Origin of the sequence: Halomonas sp. KAO, from assembly GCF_015595025.1 — a bacterium.
GTDB lineage: Bacteria > Pseudomonadota > Gammaproteobacteria > Pseudomonadales > Halomonadaceae > Halomonas.
Genome location: NZ_JADNRL010000026.1, coordinates 161955 through 178371, shown reverse-complemented (window position 1 = coordinate 178371; position 16417 = coordinate 161955). Strand labels below are relative to the sequence as shown.

Below are 16417 nucleotides of genomic sequence, written 5' to 3'. Positions count from 1 at the left end.
GTCGGAGCCGCCTTGTGCGGTGCTGTCATCTGGGATAGCCCCGATGGGCCGCCATCGGCTGTCGGATGTGATAGAATCCATGCGCCTCGATTGCGAGGTCTTAATGGCCGCACACCCCACGTTCAAGATGCCCGACGCATGACGCTGCTTGCCCTTGGAATCAATCACCGTACCGCCACCGTCGAGGTGCGCGAACAGGTGGCCTTTGCCCCCGCCGAGCTCGATGCCGCGCTAGGTGAGCTGCGCGGCCTGCCCGAGGTCAAGGAGGCGGCTGTCCTCTCGACCTGCAATCGCACGGAACTCTACTGCGTGACGGAGCCCGAAGGCGAGGCAGCCGTTCTGGAGTGGCTGGGCCGCTTCCACGGCCTGCCGGTCGAGGATCTCACCCGGTGCGCCTACCATTATCTGGACAACGAGGCCGCCCGCCACCTGATGCGCGTAGCGGTAGGCCTGGATTCCATGGTGCTGGGCGAGCCGCAGATCCTCGGTCAGCTCAAGGACGCCTATCAGGCCAGCCGCCTGGGCAAAGGGCTCGGCAAGGAGCTGGAGTGTCTGTTCCAGCACACCTTCGCCGTGGCCAAGCAGGTGCGAACGGAAACCGGCATCGGCCGCAATCCGGTCTCGGTCGCCTATGCGGCGGTCAGCCTGGCGAGCCGAATCTTCGATGACTTCGGCCGTGCGCGAGCACTGCTGATCGGCGCCGGCGAGACCATCGAGCTGGTGGCCCGTCATCTGAAGGAGGCGGGTGTCAGCCAGCTGACCGTGGCCAACCGTACCCGCGAGCGTGGCGAACAGGTGGCTGCGCCCCTGGGTGGCCAGGCGATCACCCTGGACGCCATCCCCGATGCCTTGGCCGAGGCGGATATCGTCATCTCCTCCACCGCAGCCCCGCTGCCGATTCTCGGCAAGGGCATGGTGGAGCGGGCGCTGAAGAAGCGTCGTCACCGGCCGATCTTCATGGTCGATATCGCCGTTCCCCGGGATATCGAGCCCGAGGTGGGGCAGCTCGCCGACATCTTCCTCTATACGGTGGACGACCTTCAGGAGGTGATCGCCGAGAACCGCCGCCACCGCCAGGTCGCGGCCGACCAGGCGGAATCGCTGATCGAGCACGGCGTGGGCGCCTGGCAACACGACCGACGCATCCGCAGCGGGGGCGAGCTGATTCACGACTATCGCGCCCGGGGTGAGGCGCATCGCGACCACTCCCTGGAGCAGGCGCTGACGCGTCTGGCGCGTGGCGAGGACCCCGAGGCCGTGGTTCGGCGACTGGCCCATCAGCTGACCAACCGGCTGCTGCATGGCCCCACCGTGGCGCTGCGCGAGGCCGCCTCTGCCGAGCGCCACGATCTGCTCGAGGCGGCCAGCGCGCTGCTGCTCGAGGCGACCCCCGATACGACCACCCGATAGGATCGACGAATGAAAGCTTCCCTGCGCCAGCGTCTCGACGACTTCGGCGAGCGCTTCGAGGAGCTCGCCGCCCTGCTGGCGGCGCCCGAGGTGATCGGCGACCAGGCCCGTTTCCGCGACTACTCCCGTGAATACGCCGAGCTCGAGGCTCTGGTGGAGACATGGCGTGAGTATCGTGCCGTGGAGGGCAATATCGAGGAAGCCGAGCTGCTCGCCTCCGACAGCGACCCCGAGATGCGCGAACTCGCCGAGATGGAGCTGAGCGAGAGTCGCGAGAAGCGCGACGCCCTGGAGGGGGAGCTCAAGCGCCTGCTGGTCCCCAAGGACCCCGATGATGGCCGCGGTGTCTTCCTGGAAGTCCGGGCGGGCACCGGGGGTGACGAGGCGGCGTTGTTTGCCGGTGACCTGTTTCGCATGTACTCGCGCTACGCCGAAAAGCATGGCTGGAAGGTGGAGGTGGTCAGCGCCAACCACGGTGAACAGGGTGGCTACAAGGAGGTCATCGCCCGCATCAAGGGGGAGGGGGCCTATGCCCGGCTCAAGTTCGAATCCGGCGCCCACCGCGTGCAGCGCGTGCCGGCCACCGAGTCCCAGGGGCGCATCCACACCTCGGCCTGTACCGTGGCGGTGATGCCCGAGGTGGATGCGGTGGGCGACATCGATCTCGACCCCAGCGACCTGCGTGTGGATACCTTTCGCTCCAGCGGCGCCGGCGGCCAGCACGTCAACACCACCGATTCGGCGATTCGCATCACCCACCTCCCGAGCGGTGTGGTGGTGGAGTGCCAGGAGGAGCGTAGCCAACACAAGAATCGCGCCAAGGCGATGTCGCTGCTGGCCGCCCGTCTCAAGCAGCACGCCGTGGATAGCCAGCGTCAGCAGCAGGCCGATACGCGGCGTAGCCTGGTCGGCTCCGGGGATCGCAGTGAGCGCATCCGCACCTACAACTTCCCCCAGGGGCGGGTCACCGATCACCGCATCAACCTGACCCTCTACAAGCTCTCCGAGGTGATCGGTGGCGAACATCTCGACGAGGTGATCGAGCCCCTGATCCACGAATACCAGGCCGAACAGCTCGCCGCCCTGCAGCAGGAGGCCTGAAGTGCAGGGTGGAGAAGTGACCCTCGATGCCCTGCTGGCCCAGACCTCGGCCAGACTGAGCGCGGCCGGCTCCCCCACGGCGCGCCTCGATGCCGAGGTTCTGCTCTGCCATGTACTGGGCGTCGAGCGCACCTGGCTCTATACCTGGGGCGATCGTCGGGCCGATATCGAGGCGGCGGCGCGTTTTCGAGCGCTGGTGGCACGTCGCGAGGCGGGGGAGCCGGTGGCCTATCTCACCGGCGAGCGGGAGTTCTGGGGCCTGCGCCTGGCGACCGACCCCAGCACGCTGATCCCACGACCCGACACCGAGACCCTGGTCGAGTCCGCCCTGTCGCTGGCGGAAGAGCACGAGGGCAGGCTGCTCGACCTGGGCACCGGCAGCGGGGCCATCGCCCTGGCCTTTGCCAGCGAGCGTCCCGCCTGGCGAGTGCTGGGCCTGGATATCCGTCCCGAGGCGGTCGCCCTGGCACAACACAACGCCTCACGACTTGCCCTTGCCAACGCCGAGTTCCGCGAGAGCGACTGGTTCGCCGTCCTGAAGGACGAGGAGAGCAGAACACGCTTCTCTCTAATCGTCTCCAATCCGCCCTACATCGCCGAGGATGACCCCCACCTGGCCATGGGGGATGTGCGCTTCGAGCCACGCTCGGCGCTGGTGGCCGATGGCGACGGGCTGGCGGACCTGCGCCACCTGGTGACGATGGCGAGGGAGCACCTGCTACCCGGCGGCTGGCTGCTGCTGGAGCATGGCTGGAGCCAGGCCGCGGCGGTGCGCGAGGCGCTCGAGGCGGCAGGTTACTGCGAGGTAGCCAGCCGCCGGGATCTCGGCGGCCATGAGCGGGTCAGCCTGGGGCGACGACTGCCGTGATTGGCCGGCTGGCCATGGAAGGTAGAGCCAGTCGAGGCGCTCTCGGCGAGTCAGACCAAGCGTTGATAGCCGTCGATGCTTTGCTGTGGTACACCTTTTGCAGATGATATTTCCGTTAGCTGCCGCGGAGCAGGGTGAATCCTGGTAGATTCTGCTGTTGCGGCGGCGCTAATGCTCCTTCGACGGTGTCCCTCACTCCATGAAAGCCAAGACTCGTACCCTCGATCGCATCGACCTGAAGATCCTGCGCTGCCTGCAGGAGAACGCCCGCATCTCCTATGTCGACCTCGCCAGCCAGGTGGGGCTCTCCACCACGCCCTGCCTGGAGAGGGTCAAGCGGCTGGAACGCTCGGGGGTGATCCGTGGCTACCGCGCCGTGCTCGATCCCCGGGCCCTCAAGGCCAATCTGCTGGTGTTCGTCGAGATCAGCCTGGAGACCCAGTCGCCGGCGGTGTTCGACGAGTTCCGTCGCGCCGTGGCGCGCCTGCCGCAGATCCAGGAGTGCCACCTGGTCTCGGGGCAGTTCGACTATATCCTCAAGTGTCGCATTCCCGAGATGTCCGCCTATCGCCAGCTGCTGGGTGACGTGGTGCTGACCCTGCCCGGGGTCAAGGAGTCCAAGAGCTATGTGGTGATGGAGGAGGTCAAGGAGGAGTTCTCCCTTCACATTCCCGATATCGAGGAGCTTGAACACAAGTGAGTCGCGCCATGAATGACCAGGAACTGCTGCGTTACAGCCGCCAGATCATGCTGGAGTCCATCGACATCGAGGGCCAGGAGCGCCTGCTCGCCAGCCATGTTCTGATCGTCGGCGCCGGTGGGCTCGGTTCGCCGGTGGCCCTCTACCTGGCGGCTGCCGGGGTCGGGCGGTTGACCCTGGCCGATGCCGATGAAGTCGAGCTCTCCAACCTGCAGCGCCAGATCGCCCATGGCGAAGCGGACCTGGGGCGCAACAAGGCCGATTCTGCGCGCGAAGCGGCACAGGCGCTCAACTCGGGGTGTTGCATCGAGACGCTCACCGACCACCTGCAGGGGGAGAGCATGGCGGCGGCGGTGGCCAGCGTCGATGCGGTACTCGACTGTACCGATCGCTTCTCCAGCCGCTATGCGATCAACGCCGCCTGCCGCGCGGCCGGGGTGCCGCTGATCTCCGGCGCGGCGATCCGCTTCTCCGGCCAGCTGGCGGTATTCGATCATCGCGATCCCGATAGCCCCTGCTATGCCTGTCTCTATCCGCCCGATGGTCAGGGCGATGAGGCGCTCTCCTGTGCCGAGAGTGGCGTGGTGGCACCGCTGGTGGGACTGGTCGGAAGCTTTCAGGCACTCGAGGCGATCAAGCTGCTGAGCGGCGCCGGCACGACTCATCAGGGGCTCTCCACCTTCGATGGCCTGAGCGGTGAGTGGCGCCGCTTCGGCATCTCCCGCGACCCCGCCTGCGCCACCTGCGGCGATCGAGCGTCTGCCCCGTGATGGCGACTTCCTGACGCTGCTGGCAACGCACCGGGTTTCGGGTCTGGTCTCCTGCTGGCGAATGATCCGGGGCTGAGCTGGAACTGAGATTGAGCTGAGATTGAGCTGAGCAGATGGCCCTCCATATGACGCCCCGGGGACTTGTGGCATGGCGGTGCGGGGCGGGGTGTTATTGAATACTTGACATCAACGCGTCGCCTGGTATCAAACTGACACCCAGTCAGCACTCTCATGACAACCTCATGACAACAACGACAATATCCCATCAGCGCCCAATCCCGGGGAGCCTGCATGACCGACCACGCCGCACCGCCGAGTTCCTGGTATCGAGATTCCATCGCCGTCGACCCTGGCCCCTGCCCACCTCTCGAGGGGGAGGTGCGTGCCGATGTCTGTGTGGTTGGTGGGGGGATCACCGGCTGCTCGGCGGCCCTGGAACTGGCCGAACGGGGCTATTCGGTGGTGTTGCTGGAAGCCGGCGAGATCGGGCACGGCGCCTCGGGGCGCAGCGGCGGGCAGGTCCTGCCGGGCCTGGGCACCGATATGGCCACGGTGGAGAGGGCGCTGGGGCAGGAGGCCGCCCGTGATATCTGGCGCCTGAGCCGCGAGGCGGTGGCGCTGACCGCCGAGCGTGTCGAGCGTCATGCCATTCCCTGTGATCTCCAGTGGGGCTATCTGCATGCGGCGGTCAAGGAGCGTCATGTGCGTGAGCTGGCCGAGCACCGCGACCGCATGGCCCGCGACTATGACTATCACGATCTGGAGATGCTCGAGGGCGAGGCGCTGCGCGAACGGGTGGTTACCGATGCCTATCCGGCCGCCCTGCATGAATCCGCGGCCGGCCATCTGCATCCGCTCAACTACACCCTGGGCCTGGCCCGCGCCGCACGCGACGCAGGGGTAAGCATTCACCAGCATAGCGCCGCCGTGGCGATCGAGCGCGGCCAGCCGGCCTGCGTACGCACCGCCACCGGCCGGGTCACCGCCGACTTCGTGGTGCTGGGGACCAATGCCTACCAGGCAGGCCTGGTGCCGGAGCTGTCGGGGCGGGTGATGCGCGCCGCCAACTACATGATCGCCACGGCCCCGCTCAGCGAGTCCCAGGCGGCCCGGGTGCTTCCCCATAATGATGCCCTGTCGGATGCCAACTTCGTGCTCGACTACTATCGCCTCTCCGGCGATCGCCGGCTGATCTACGGTGGCGAGGTCAGCTATGACGGCCGCGAACCCAGGGGCATCCAGGCGCGCATGGATGCCAAGATCGCGAGGCTCTTCCCGGTGCTCGAGGGGATTCCCATCGAGTATCGCTGGGGGGGCGACGTGGCCATCACCTTGAATCGTGCACCGGACTTCGGCCGCCTGGGGGACAACCTCTACTACGCCCAGGGCTACTCCGGTCATGGCATGGCACTCGCGGGGCTGGCCGGGCGGCTGATGGCCGAGGCCATTGCCGGCCAGGCCGAGCGGCTCGATGCCTTCGCCGCCATGCCTCACCGGCGCTTTCCCGGCGGCTCCCTGCTGCGTACCCCTCTGCTGGTGCTGGCCACCACCTTCTACAAGCTTCGCGATCGGCTCTGACGGGGAGGTGCGATGCCATGGCTCACGACGCCACGACGAGCGATGCCAGCACAACCGACTCCGCAACAGCCGATTCCATAACAGCCGACTCCACAAGAACAGAGAGCAAGCCGATGACCGATACCCTGACCCTGGAGGCCGCCGACATCCCTTCAACCGAGGTGGAGGAGCCGAGTCGCGAGGCCTCTTCCATCGAGATGCAGGGGCTGCACAAACGCTTCGGCCGCAACACCGTGGCGCTGGATGGTGTCGACCTGGTGATCGAGGCGGGGGAGTTCTTCACCCTGCTGGGCCCCTCGGGGTGCGGCAAGACCACCCTGCTGCGCATCCTCGCGGGCCTCGAGGAGGCCGATGACGGGCGCCTGGCCATCGGCGGCCGCGACGTTACCGAGGTACCGCCCCATCAGCGCAGCGTCAATACCGTCTTTCAGTCCTATGCGCTCTTCCCGCATCTCTCCGTGCGGGAGAACCTGGCCTTCGGGCTCAAGATGCGCGGCATGCCCCCCGAGCAGCGCGAGGCACGGGTCGCCAGGATCGCCGAATTCATCCAGCTGGGTGACCTGGTGGAGCGGCGCGTCGACCAGCTCTCCGGCGGGCAGCGTCAGCGCATCGCCCTGGCCCGGGCGCTGGTCAATGAGCCCGACGTGCTGCTGCTCGATGAGCCCCTGTCGGCGCTCGATGCCGGCCTGCGCAGCCAGCTGCAGGTGGAGCTGTTGCGGGTCCAGAAGCGCCTGGGCATGACCTTCGTGTTCGTGACCCATGACCAGGACGAGGCGATGGTGATGTCCGACCGCATCGCGGTGCTCAACGGCGGCGTGATCCAGCAGGTCGGACCACCCCGGGAGGTCTATGAGCATCCGGCCAATGCCTTCGTGGCGCGGTTCATGGGCCATGACAATCTCTATCCCATCGAGGCCCGGGATGGCGACCGACTGACCACGCCCCTGGGCGTGCTCAGCGCCGAGGCGGCCGGGGAGGGCGATCTGCTGTTGATTCGTCCCGAGACCCTGGATCTGCTGCCTGGCGAGCAGCCCGGCGACAATCGTCTGCCGGCCACCGTGACCGAGCGGCTCTATCGCGGCAGCCACGCGGAGTACCGGCTCGAGGTGGGTGAGACCACGCTGCAGGCGACCCTGAACAACCGCGGTCGACGCCTGCCCGAGGTAGGCGACCGGGTCACCGTGTCGGTGGCGCCGGAAGACCTGGTCACCCTGAGTGAATAAGGAGCCACCCATGTCCTATGCCGGCGTGACCCCATCGGCCCGCAGCCGGGCCATGGTGCGCGAGAGTCGCCACCTGCTGTTTACCGTGGCACCGGGTGCCATCTGGATCGTCATCTTCCTGGTGCTTCCCAGCGCCTATCTGATGGGGGTGGCCTTCATGACGAACGGCCCCTACGGGCTGCCCGAGATGCCACTGTCGCTGGGGTCCTTCGAGCGCCTGGCCGGTTTCGGTTTTCTCGGCTGGAGCCCGGGCAATCTCTATACCCTGCTGCGCTCGCTCTGGCAGACCCTGGTGTCCACCGGCCTGGTGGTGCTGGTGGCCTACCCCATCGCCTACTACATCAGCACCTGCCGCGAGAGATGGCGACCGATCATGCTGCTGCTGGTGGTGGTGCCCAGCTGGACCAATCAGGTGATCCGTACCTTCGGCTGGATGAACCTGCTGGCACCGGGCACTCCGCTCTCCAGCCTCGCCGAAGGGCTGGGGTTGATCGCGCCCAACATGGGGCTCTATCCCTCCAACTTCGCCGTTACCCTGGGGCTGGTCTACAACTTCCTACCGTTCATGGTGCTGCCGCTCTACGCCGCCTTCGAGAAGCTCGACACCGCCCAGGTGGAGGCCGCTCAGGATCTCTACGCCTCGCCGGTGCGTGCCTTCTGGCACGCGGTCTTCCCCCAGACCCTGCCGGGGCTGCTGGCCGGCGTCGTGCTGGTGGCGATCCCCGCCTTCGGCATGTACGTGATTCCCGAGCTGCTGGGAGGCGGCAAGGGCATGATGCTCGGCAACCTGGTGGCCAACCAGTTCTCGGGCGGGGCCAACTGGCCGCTCGGTGCGGCCGGCGCGATCCTGATGCTGATCGCCACCTTCATCGGGCTTTACGCCATGCGTCGCATCGGCAAGCGTCTGGGTGGCGGGGAAGAGGTGGTGATATGAGAAAGCGCACACTCAAGCGAAGCCTGACCGGCTTCTGGTGGTTCACCCTGGCCTTCCTCTATTTGCCGCTGGCCGTGGTCGCCCTGTTCTCTTTCAACGCCTCCAACAGTGCCGCGCGCTTCACGGGATTTTCCTGGCGCTGGTACGAGCGGCTGCTCGGCAACGAGGAGATCCTCTCGGCCTTCGCCAACAGCATGGGGCTGGCGATCGTCTCCTCGACCGTCGCGCTGGTGGTCGGCTGTCTGATCGGCTACGGCATGTATCGCCACCGCCATCGCAAGCTGGGCTGGCTGATCGTGCTGATCTATCTACCCATCGTGCTGCCGGATATCGTCTTCGGCATCTCGGAGATGGCCTTCTTCGTGCAGGTCCACCGCCTGACCGGCTTCTTGCAGCCTGGCCTGGGCACCATGATCATCGCCCACGTCACCTTCCAGATTCCCTTCGTGGCGCTGATCGTCTATTCGCGCTTCGTGGGCCTGGATCCGACGCTGTTCGAGGCGGCCAAGGATCTCTACGCGACGCCTATCAAGCGCGTCATCCACTTCATGCTGCCGACCATCAAGCCGGCGCTGATCTCGGCCTTCTTCCTCTCCTTCACCCTCTCGGTGGATGACTTCGTCATCAGCTTCTTCACCGCGGGACCGGAGAGCGCGACCCTGCCGATCTACATCTGGGGTGCGATCAAGAAGGGAATCTCACCGGAGATCAATGCCATCGCTACCCTGATGATCGCGGCGGTCGCCATCGTCGCCGCCATCAGCCTGATCTTCAGCCGTCGCCGGCAGGCCTGAGCCGGCACTTGCCTTCACAGGGAAACCAGGAGAGTCATCATGACAATCAACAAGAGTGCACTCGCCCTATCCATCGGTGCCGCGCTGCTCGCCGGCGGCGCCCAGGCCCAGGAGAACAAGCTCTACCTGTTCAACTGGACCGAGTACATGGACCCCGAGATCATCGAGGCCTTCGAGGCGAAACACGACGTCGAGGTGGTGCAGAACTACTTCAACTCGCTGCCGGAGATGCTCTCCAAGCTTCAGGCGGGTGGTGTCTCGCAGTACGACATCATCGTGCCTTCCAACTACTATGTGCCGAGGCTGATCAAGACCGGGCTGGTGCAGCCGCTGGACAAGTCGAAGATCCCCAACTTCGACAACCTGATGGAACAGTTCAAGGATCCGACCTTCGACCCGGGGGGCGAGTACAGCGCGGCCTATCAGTGGGGCACCACCGGGGTGGTCTACAACAGCGAGACCTTCCCGGATGCACCCAAGAGCTGGTCGCTGCTCTTCGACCCCGAGGTCAATCCCGACCATCCCTTCGCGCTGATGGGCGATGGCCAGGTCAATCTGGGGGGAGCCTGTGCCTATCTTGGGCATGGCTACGACTGCACCGACCCGGAGGGCTGGAAGGAGGCCGCGCGGCTGCTGATCGAGACCAAGAATCGAGAGACCTTCAGTGGCTTCAGCGACGGCACGCCACAGCTGCAGCAACTGGCCCGGGGGGTGACCCATGCCGGCCTCACCTACAACGGCGACTACCTCTACTTCAAGGAGGAGGACCCCGATACCTTCGCGTCGCTGGAGTTCATGATCCCTGATGAAGGTGCCGAGATGTGGGTCGACTCGATGATGATCACCGCCGAGGCCCCGAACCCTGACCTGGCGCATCAGTTCATCGACTTCATTCTCGACGCCGAAGTGGGTGCCCAGCTCTCCAACTTCAACTACTACGCCAGCCCCAACGCCGCGGCGGAGCCCTATCTGGATGAAGTGCTGACCCAGCCCCCGGTGCAGCCCAGCGAGGCGGATATGGAGCGCCTGCGCTTCACCCCGAGCCTCGAGGGCGAGTCGCTGCAGGTGTTCCAGCAGCTGTGGTCGGAAGTGCAGTCGCGCTGAGTGGACGGCCCCGGTATGCGGGGCCGCCTTTCCATAAGCAAGGACATTCCCCATGAGTAACCGACAGGAACAGCCGCTTCTCAACGACTGGTTCCAGAAACATGGCATCACCGAGGTCGAGTGCCTGGTCAGCGACCTGACCGGCATTCTCAAGGGCAAGATCATGCCCGCCGGCAAGTACCTCAACGGTGGACGCCCCCGTCTGCCCGATTCGATCTTTATCCAGACCGTTACCGGAGGCTATCCCGACGACGAGGATATTCGCTTCTGGAACCAGACCGAGCGGGACATGGAGCTGGTGCCCGATCCCGGTGCCATCTACCTGGTGCCCTGGGCCGAGGATCCCACCGCGCAGATCATTCATGACTGCTTCTACCTGACCGGCGAGCCGGTGGATCTGGCGCCGCGCCATGTGCTCAAGCGGGTGCTGGGGCTCTACGCCGAGCGGGGCTGGAAACCGGTGATCGCGCCGGAGGTGGAGTTCTATCTGGTCAAGACCAACACCGACTCCGACTACCCGCTGGAGCCGCCCATCGGGCGCACCGGGCGACAGGAGAGCAGTCGCCAGTCGTTCTCCATCGACGCGGTCAACGAGTTCGATCCGCTGTTCGAGGAGATGTATGACTACTGTGACGCCATGAGCCTCGACCTGGACACCCTGATCCACGAGGAGGGAGCGGGGCAGATGGAGGTCAACTTCCAGCATGGGGACCCGCTGGCACTGGCCGACCAGGTGGTGATGTTCAAGCGCACCCTGCGAGAAACCGCGCTGCGTCACGGCATGTATGCCACCTTCATGGCCAAGCCGATGGCCAATGAGCCCGGCAGCTCCATGCATATCCACCAAAGCCTGCTGGATAGCGAACGCGGCCATAACCTGTTCGCCGCCGACGATGGCCAGCCCAGCCGGCTGTTCCACCACTTCATCGGTGGCCTGCAGAAGTACCTGCCGGCGGCGATGCCGCTGCTGGCGCCCAACGTCAACTCCTATCGTCGTCTGATGCGCACCGACAGCAGCGGCTCGGCACCGATCAACGTGGAGTGGGGCATGGATAACCGCACCGTGGGGTTGCGGGTGCCGGTATCGACGCCCGAGTCGAGCCGCGTGGAGAACCGGCTGGCCGGTGCCGATGCCAACCCGTATCTGGTGATGGCGGCCTCGCTGGCCTGTGGCTATCTGGGCATGCTGAGCCAACTCGAGCCGCGTCCGCCGATGACCGGTTCGGCCTGGTCAGGCGGCCACAAGCTGCCCGACGATATCGGGCCGGCACTGGATCTGCTGCAGGAGTGCCAGGCCCTCTCCGATATCCTCGGCGAGCGCTTCACGCACAGCTATCTGGCGGTGAAGCGGGCCGAGCATCGCGCCTACTTCCAGGTCATCAGCTCCTGGGAGCGGGAGCACCTGCTGCTCAGGGTCTAGGCTAGTGGCCGGGGGCCTGCGCCCTCGGCGATTCGAAACAGGGAGATCGACGATGCTGACACCAAGACACTGGGCGCCGCTTGCGGGGCTGGGCCTGCTGGCCTTGAGCCTTGCCGCGGCGGCCGAGGATGGCAAGCTGCGGCTGTTCAACTGGTCGGACTACATGGACCCTGCGATCATCGAGGGTTTCGAGGCGGAGACCGGTCTCGAGGTGGTGCAGAACTACTACAACTCCAACGCCGAGCTGTTCTCCAAGCTGACCGCCGGCGGTGACGCCCAGTACGACCTGATCGTGCCCTCGGACTACTTCGTGCCGCGACTGATCGAGGCCGGCCTGATCCGACCGCTGACGGCCGAGGGGGAAGGGCTCGAGGGGCACGACAATATCCTCGGCGAGTTCCGCGGGCCGAGCTATGACCCCGAGGGGATCTACACCGTGCCCTACCTGTGGGGCGCCACCGGCATCGTCTACAACACCGAGACCTGGCCTTCGCCCGAGCCTGGTTGGGGGCTGCTCTACGACCCCCAGGTCAATGCCGACTATCCCTTCGCGCTGCTCAAGGGGGACGCCCAGTTCACCTTCGGCACTGCCTGCGCCTTCCAGGGAGCCGGCTTCGACTGTGTGGGCCAGGAGCCCTGGGTGGCGGCCGCCAGGCAGATCATCGAGACCCGCAATCGCGACAACTTCGTGGGCTTCACGGATGCCACGGCGGCCATCGAGCAGGTGGCCAACGGGGTGATCCACGCTGGCGTGGCCTATAACGGCGACCTGGCCAACAAGCGTGCCGAGGCTCCCGAGACCTACGGCAAGCTGGGGTTCTTCATTCCCGAGGAGGGCTCCCAGCGTTGGGTCGATGTGCTGGCGATCCCGTCGCGGGCACCCAATGTCGAGGCCGCCCGGGCCTTTATCGAATATCTGCTGCGCCCCGAGGTGGCCGCGCGGCTGGCCAACTACAACTTCTACACCACGCCCAACGAGGCGGCGCTGGAGCTGGTCAATGATGTCCTGCGCGAACCGCCGGTGATGCCGGGTCCGGCGGCCCGGGAGCGACTCCACTTCACCCCCTCGGTGAGTGGCGAGGAGCTGGAGCTGCTGCAGGAGCTCTGGAACGAGGCGCGCAGCCGCTGAGATCACCGCCAATCACCGCCACCCAGTGGGGATGCCGCCGACGGAGTGGCCGTCGGCGGTTTTTGGTGAGTATCATATGCCTTGATTGTTGTTTTTCTGCCGTTTTGGCCGGTAATATCGCGTCATAGCGTCAAGTAAAATTGCCAATAAGGGGTCGCCATGTCCGTCTCGTTCGAATCCGGTCACGCCGCATCATGGTATGCCGATACCGCCAACCCGACGCCCGAACGCCCCGCCCTCGAGGGTGATATCGACTGTGATGTGTGCGTGGTGGGAGCCGGCTTCACGGGAGTCTCCGCCGCCCTGCATCTGGCGGAGCGTGGGCTGTCGGTGGTGGTGCTGGAGGCGGTCAGGGTCGGTTACGGTGCCTCGGGGCGAAATGGCGGCCAGATCGTCAACAGTTACAGCCGCGACATGGACGTGATCGAGGCCAGGTACGGCGCCGAGACCGCCCGGGTCCTGGGCGACATGGCCTTCGAGGGCAACCGCATCATCCGCGAACGCGTGGCCCGGTATGCCATCGACTGTGATCTGCGCGACGGCAACCTCTTCGCCGCCTGTAACGGTCGGCAGCTCAAGGGGCTGCGCGAGCATCAGGCGCTGTGGGAGCGTTACGGCTACCGGGAGCTCGAGCTGCTGGAAGGAGAGGCGCTCAAGCGCGAAGTGGTCAGCGACCGCTATACCGGCGTGCTGGTCGATCATGGCGGTGGCCACCTGCATCCACTCAACCTGGTGCTGGGCCAGGCGGCCGCCGTGGAGTCCCTGGGCGGACGTATCTTCGAGCACTCGCCGGTCACGGGGCTGAAGCATGGTGCCCCGGCGGTGGTGTCGACCGCCAGGGGGCGGGTGCGTGCCGAGCGGGTGGTCATGGCCGGCAATGCCTATCTCAAGGGTGTGCTGTCGGAAATCGAGGGCAAGTCGATGCCCTGTGGTACCCAGATCATCACCACCGAACCCCTGGGCGAGGAGAGGGCGCGTGGGCTGCTGCCCAATGGCCTGGCGGTGGAGGACTGCAACTACCTGCTCGACTACTACCGCCTGACCCGCGACAACCGGCTGCTCTATGGAGGCGGCGTCAATTACGGTGGCAGCGACCCGGCAGATATCGAGAGTGTCATCCGGCCCAAGCTGCTTAAGACCTTCCCCGAGCTTGCCGACGTCGGGATCGACTATGCCTGGAGCGGTACCTTCCTGATGACCCTCAACCGGATGCCTCAGTTCGGGGTGATCAACGGCAATGTCTACTATGCCCAGGGCTACTCCGGCCACGGTGTGACCTGTACCCACCTGGCCGGCAAGCTGATCGCCGAAGTGATGCACGGCCAGGGGGAGCGCTTCGACGCCTTTGCCGGGCTGCCGCATCTGCCGTTCCCCGGTGGACGCCTGCTGCGGGTGCCGCTCTCCGCCCTGGGAGCCTGGTATTACCAGGCCCGTGACAAGCTCGGGTTCTGAGCCGTGATGTGGTCACCAGGGGCGCCGGGACCGACAGGGGTCGATAGGGTGAGAGGGTGTCAATACAGGCCCACGGTATTACCCTCGTCATCGATATCGATTCGGGTGGCAGCCGGTGAGGCGTTGAGCCCGGGCATGGTGCGGATATCGCCGGCCAGGGCGTAGACGAAGCCGGCGCCGGCCGAGAGGCGCACCTCGCGTACCGGCAGACGCCAGCCGGTGGGGGCACCCAGCAGGCGTGCATCGTGAGACAGCGACATATGCGTCTTGGCGATGCACACCGGCAGCGCGCCATATCCCCGCGCCTCCCAGCCCGCCAGGCGCTCCCGTATGCCCGGGGCGAAGTCGACGCCATCCGCGCCATAGAGCCGGGTGGCGATGCGCTCGATCTTGTCCGCCAGGGGCAGCTCATCGGGGTAGAGGTAGTGAAAGGCGTCGGTGTCTCCGGCGGCCCCCTCCGTCGCCTCGACCAGCGCCTCGGCCAGCGCCACGGCTCCCTCACCGCCGTCGCGCACATGGGTGGAGAGTTCGGCGCGTACCCCCACCGAGGCACATAGCTCGCGAATGGCGGCCACCTCGCTCGGATGGTCCCCGGGGAAGGCGTTGATCGCCACGACCGGTGTCAGGCCATGGTCCCGCACGTTGTCGATCTGCTTGAGCAGGTTGGCACCTCCCGCCATGACCTCTTCGGGGGCCTCGGCCAGCAGCGAGGCCGGTAGCGGCTGGCCGGGAACCACCCGGTGCTGGCCGCAGTGGTACTTCATGGCGCGCACCGTGACCACGAGCACCGCGGCGTCGGGGGTGAGGCCCGAGGCACGACACTTGATATTGAAGAAGCGCTCCCCCCCCATGTCGGCGCCGAAGCCGGCCTCGGTAACCACGAAGTCGGCGGCGTGGAGGCCGATGCGGTCGGCGACGATGGAGGAGTTGCCGTGGGCGATATTGCCGAAGGGGCCGGCGTGGATCAGCGCCGGCGCATGCTCCAGGGTCTGCAGCAGGTTGGGCTTGAGCGCCTCCTTGAGCAGCACCGTCATCGCACCGGCGGCGCCGATCTGCTCGGCGGTGACCGGCTCGCCGTCGTGGTCGAGCCCCACGATCAGCCGCCCCAGCCGTTTCCGCAGGTCGGCCAGGGAGTCGGCCAGCGCCAGCACCGCCATTACCTCCGAGGCGGCGGTGATCTCGAAGCCCCCCTGGCGGGGCACGCCGTCGCCGCGCCCGCCAAGGCCCAGCACCAGGTGGCGAAGCGCTCGGTCGTTGAGGTCGATCACCCGCTGCCAGCAGATGTCCCGCGGGCTGAGCTCCGGAGTGAGACGGTGATGCAGATGGTTGTCGACCATGGCCGCCAGCAGGTTGTGGGCCGCGGCGACGGCATGCAGGTCACCGGTGAGGTGCAGGTTGATGCGCTCCATGGGCAGTACCTGGCTGTGGCCGCCGCCGGTGGCGCCACCCTTGAGCCCGAGGGTCGGCCCCATGGAGGGCTGGCGCAGGGCCACCGCCGCGCGATGGCCCAGGCGCTGGAGCCCCTGCACCAGGCCGATGGCGGTGGTGGTCTTGCCTTCGCCGGGAGGCGTCGGAGTCATCGAGGTGACGACCACATAGCGCCCGCGAGGAGACTCGGCCAGTGCCGTCATGGCCGTAAGGTCGATCTTGGCGATGCCGCGCCCGTAGGGCTCCACCGCCTCGCCGGGCAGGCCCAGGCGGTGGGCGATCTCCTCGATGGGCCAGAGTCGTGCCGCCCTGGCGATGCTCAGGTTGTCGTTGGGTTGCGCGGGAATGGGGTCGGTCGCTTGGGTCGGCATGGCGGTTGCTCCTGAGGAAACGCCGGTCGTCGGGTTCAGTATCGCCCGCATCGTCCGCTTCTCTTGTCTGACGACGTCGAGGGTCTATGGCACAGCGACACCCTGAGCGTGATTGTCACCCACTTGCCTCAAGCG

The 16417-nt window shown here is 66.2% G+C and carries 14 protein-coding genes; 13 read left to right on the top strand and 1 reads right to left on the bottom strand.

Annotated elements, in window-relative coordinates; all coding sequences use genetic code 11:
- Window positions 1-138: 138 nt before the first annotated feature.
- The 13 genes from hemA (at window position 139) to IOC61_RS14580 (ending at window position 14483) form a co-directional block, all read left to right on the top strand.
- The gene (gene hemA / locus IOC61_RS14640) at window positions 139-1410 is read left to right on the top strand and encodes a glutamyl-tRNA reductase (RefSeq protein WP_195689476.1); all 1272 of its coding nucleotides are present in this window, start codon (window positions 139-141) and stop codon (window positions 1408-1410) included.
- A 9-nt stretch (window positions 1411-1419) separates the two neighbouring features.
- Window positions 1420-2511, top strand: coding sequence for a peptide chain release factor 1 (gene prfA / locus IOC61_RS14635; protein ID WP_132042264.1), 1092 nt, complete (start codon window positions 1420-1422; stop codon window positions 2509-2511).
- Between the two features lie 16 nt (window positions 2512-2527).
- The gene (prmC, locus tag IOC61_RS14630) at window positions 2528-3379 is read left to right on the top strand and encodes a peptide chain release factor N(5)-glutamine methyltransferase (protein WP_195689710.1); all 852 of its coding nucleotides are present in this window, start codon (window positions 2528-2530) and stop codon (window positions 3377-3379) included.
- A 199-nt stretch (window positions 3380-3578) separates the two neighbouring features.
- Complete coding sequence (locus IOC61_RS14625; RefSeq protein ID WP_132042265.1) at window positions 3579-4079, top strand: Lrp/AsnC ligand binding domain-containing protein; 501 nt, start codon at window positions 3579-3581, stop codon at window positions 4077-4079.
- Between the two features lie 8 nt (window positions 4080-4087).
- On the top strand, window positions 4088-4849 hold the full coding sequence (locus IOC61_RS14620; protein ID WP_195689475.1) for a HesA/MoeB/ThiF family protein: 762 nt from the start codon (window positions 4088-4090) through the stop codon (window positions 4847-4849).
- A 291-nt stretch (window positions 4850-5140) separates the two neighbouring features.
- A complete protein-coding gene (locus IOC61_RS14615) occupies window positions 5141-6427 on the top strand; it encodes an NAD(P)/FAD-dependent oxidoreductase (RefSeq protein ID WP_195689474.1) in 1287 nt (428 codons plus the stop codon).
- A 113-nt stretch (window positions 6428-6540) separates the two neighbouring features.
- Window positions 6541-7650, top strand: a complete 1110-nt coding sequence (locus tag IOC61_RS14610; RefSeq protein ID WP_195689473.1) for an ABC transporter ATP-binding protein — start codon at window positions 6541-6543, stop codon at window positions 7648-7650.
- A gap of 10 nt (window positions 7651-7660) precedes the next feature.
- Window positions 7661-8584, top strand: coding sequence for an ABC transporter permease (locus tag IOC61_RS14605; protein ID WP_195689472.1), 924 nt, complete (start codon window positions 7661-7663; stop codon window positions 8582-8584).
- Complete coding sequence (locus IOC61_RS14600; RefSeq protein ID WP_195689471.1) at window positions 8581-9378, top strand: ABC transporter permease; 798 nt, start codon at window positions 8581-8583, stop codon at window positions 9376-9378. Before IOC61_RS14605 ends, IOC61_RS14600 begins: the two co-directional genes overlap by 4 nt.
- A 39-nt stretch (window positions 9379-9417) precedes the next feature.
- Window positions 9418-10482, top strand: coding sequence for an ABC transporter substrate-binding protein (locus IOC61_RS14595; RefSeq protein WP_195689470.1), 1065 nt, complete (start codon window positions 9418-9420; stop codon window positions 10480-10482).
- 52 nt (window positions 10483-10534) lie between these two features.
- Window positions 10535-11902: a glutamine synthetase family protein gene (locus IOC61_RS14590; protein ID WP_195689469.1), complete on the top strand. Its 1368-nt coding sequence runs from the start codon at window positions 10535-10537 to the stop codon at window positions 11900-11902.
- Window positions 11903-11954: 52 nt separating this feature from the next.
- A complete protein-coding gene (locus IOC61_RS14585; RefSeq protein ID WP_195689468.1) occupies window positions 11955-13031 on the top strand; it encodes a polyamine ABC transporter substrate-binding protein in 1077 nt (358 codons plus the stop codon).
- A 159-nt stretch (window positions 13032-13190) separates the two neighbouring features.
- Window positions 13191-14483, top strand: coding sequence for an NAD(P)/FAD-dependent oxidoreductase (locus tag IOC61_RS14580; protein WP_195689467.1), 1293 nt, complete (start codon window positions 13191-13193; stop codon window positions 14481-14483).
- Between the two features lie 59 nt (window positions 14484-14542).
- On the opposite strand, the gene IOC61_RS14575 is transcribed toward IOC61_RS14580, so the two are convergent.
- A complete protein-coding gene (locus tag IOC61_RS14575; RefSeq protein ID WP_195689466.1) occupies window positions 14543-16282 on the bottom strand; it encodes a formate--tetrahydrofolate ligase in 1740 nt (579 codons plus the stop codon).
- Between the last annotated feature and the right edge of the window lie 135 nt (window positions 16283-16417).

Coding starts and splice junctions, on each gene's coding strand:
- IOC61_RS14580 (WP_195689467.1), top strand. CDS start 13,191: ATGTCCGTCTCGTTCGAATCCGGTCACGCCGCATCATGGTATGCCGAT.
- prfA (WP_132042264.1), top strand. CDS start 1,420: ATGAAAGCTTCCCTGCGCCAGCGTCTCGACGACTTCGGCGAGCGCTTC.
- IOC61_RS14610 (WP_195689473.1), top strand. CDS start 6,541: ATGACCGATACCCTGACCCTGGAGGCCGCCGACATCCCTTCAACCGAG.
- IOC61_RS14625 (WP_132042265.1), top strand. CDS start 3,579: ATGAAAGCCAAGACTCGTACCCTCGATCGCATCGACCTGAAGATCCTG.
- IOC61_RS14620 (WP_195689475.1), top strand. CDS start 4,088: ATGAATGACCAGGAACTGCTGCGTTACAGCCGCCAGATCATGCTGGAG.
- IOC61_RS14595 (WP_195689470.1), top strand. CDS start 9,418: ATGACAATCAACAAGAGTGCACTCGCCCTATCCATCGGTGCCGCGCTG.
- IOC61_RS14590 (WP_195689469.1), top strand. CDS start 10,535: ATGAGTAACCGACAGGAACAGCCGCTTCTCAACGACTGGTTCCAGAAA.
- IOC61_RS14575 (WP_195689466.1), bottom strand. CDS start 16,282: ATGCCGACCCAAGCGACCGACCCCATTCCCGCGCAACCCAACGACAAC.
- IOC61_RS14615 (WP_195689474.1), top strand. CDS start 5,141: ATGACCGACCACGCCGCACCGCCGAGTTCCTGGTATCGAGATTCCATC.
- IOC61_RS14605 (WP_195689472.1), top strand. CDS start 7,661: ATGTCCTATGCCGGCGTGACCCCATCGGCCCGCAGCCGGGCCATGGTG.
- IOC61_RS14600 (WP_195689471.1), top strand. CDS start 8,581: ATGAGAAAGCGCACACTCAAGCGAAGCCTGACCGGCTTCTGGTGGTTC.
- hemA (WP_195689476.1), top strand. CDS start 139: ATGACGCTGCTTGCCCTTGGAATCAATCACCGTACCGCCACCGTCGAG.
- IOC61_RS14585 (WP_195689468.1), top strand. CDS start 11,955: ATGCTGACACCAAGACACTGGGCGCCGCTTGCGGGGCTGGGCCTGCTG.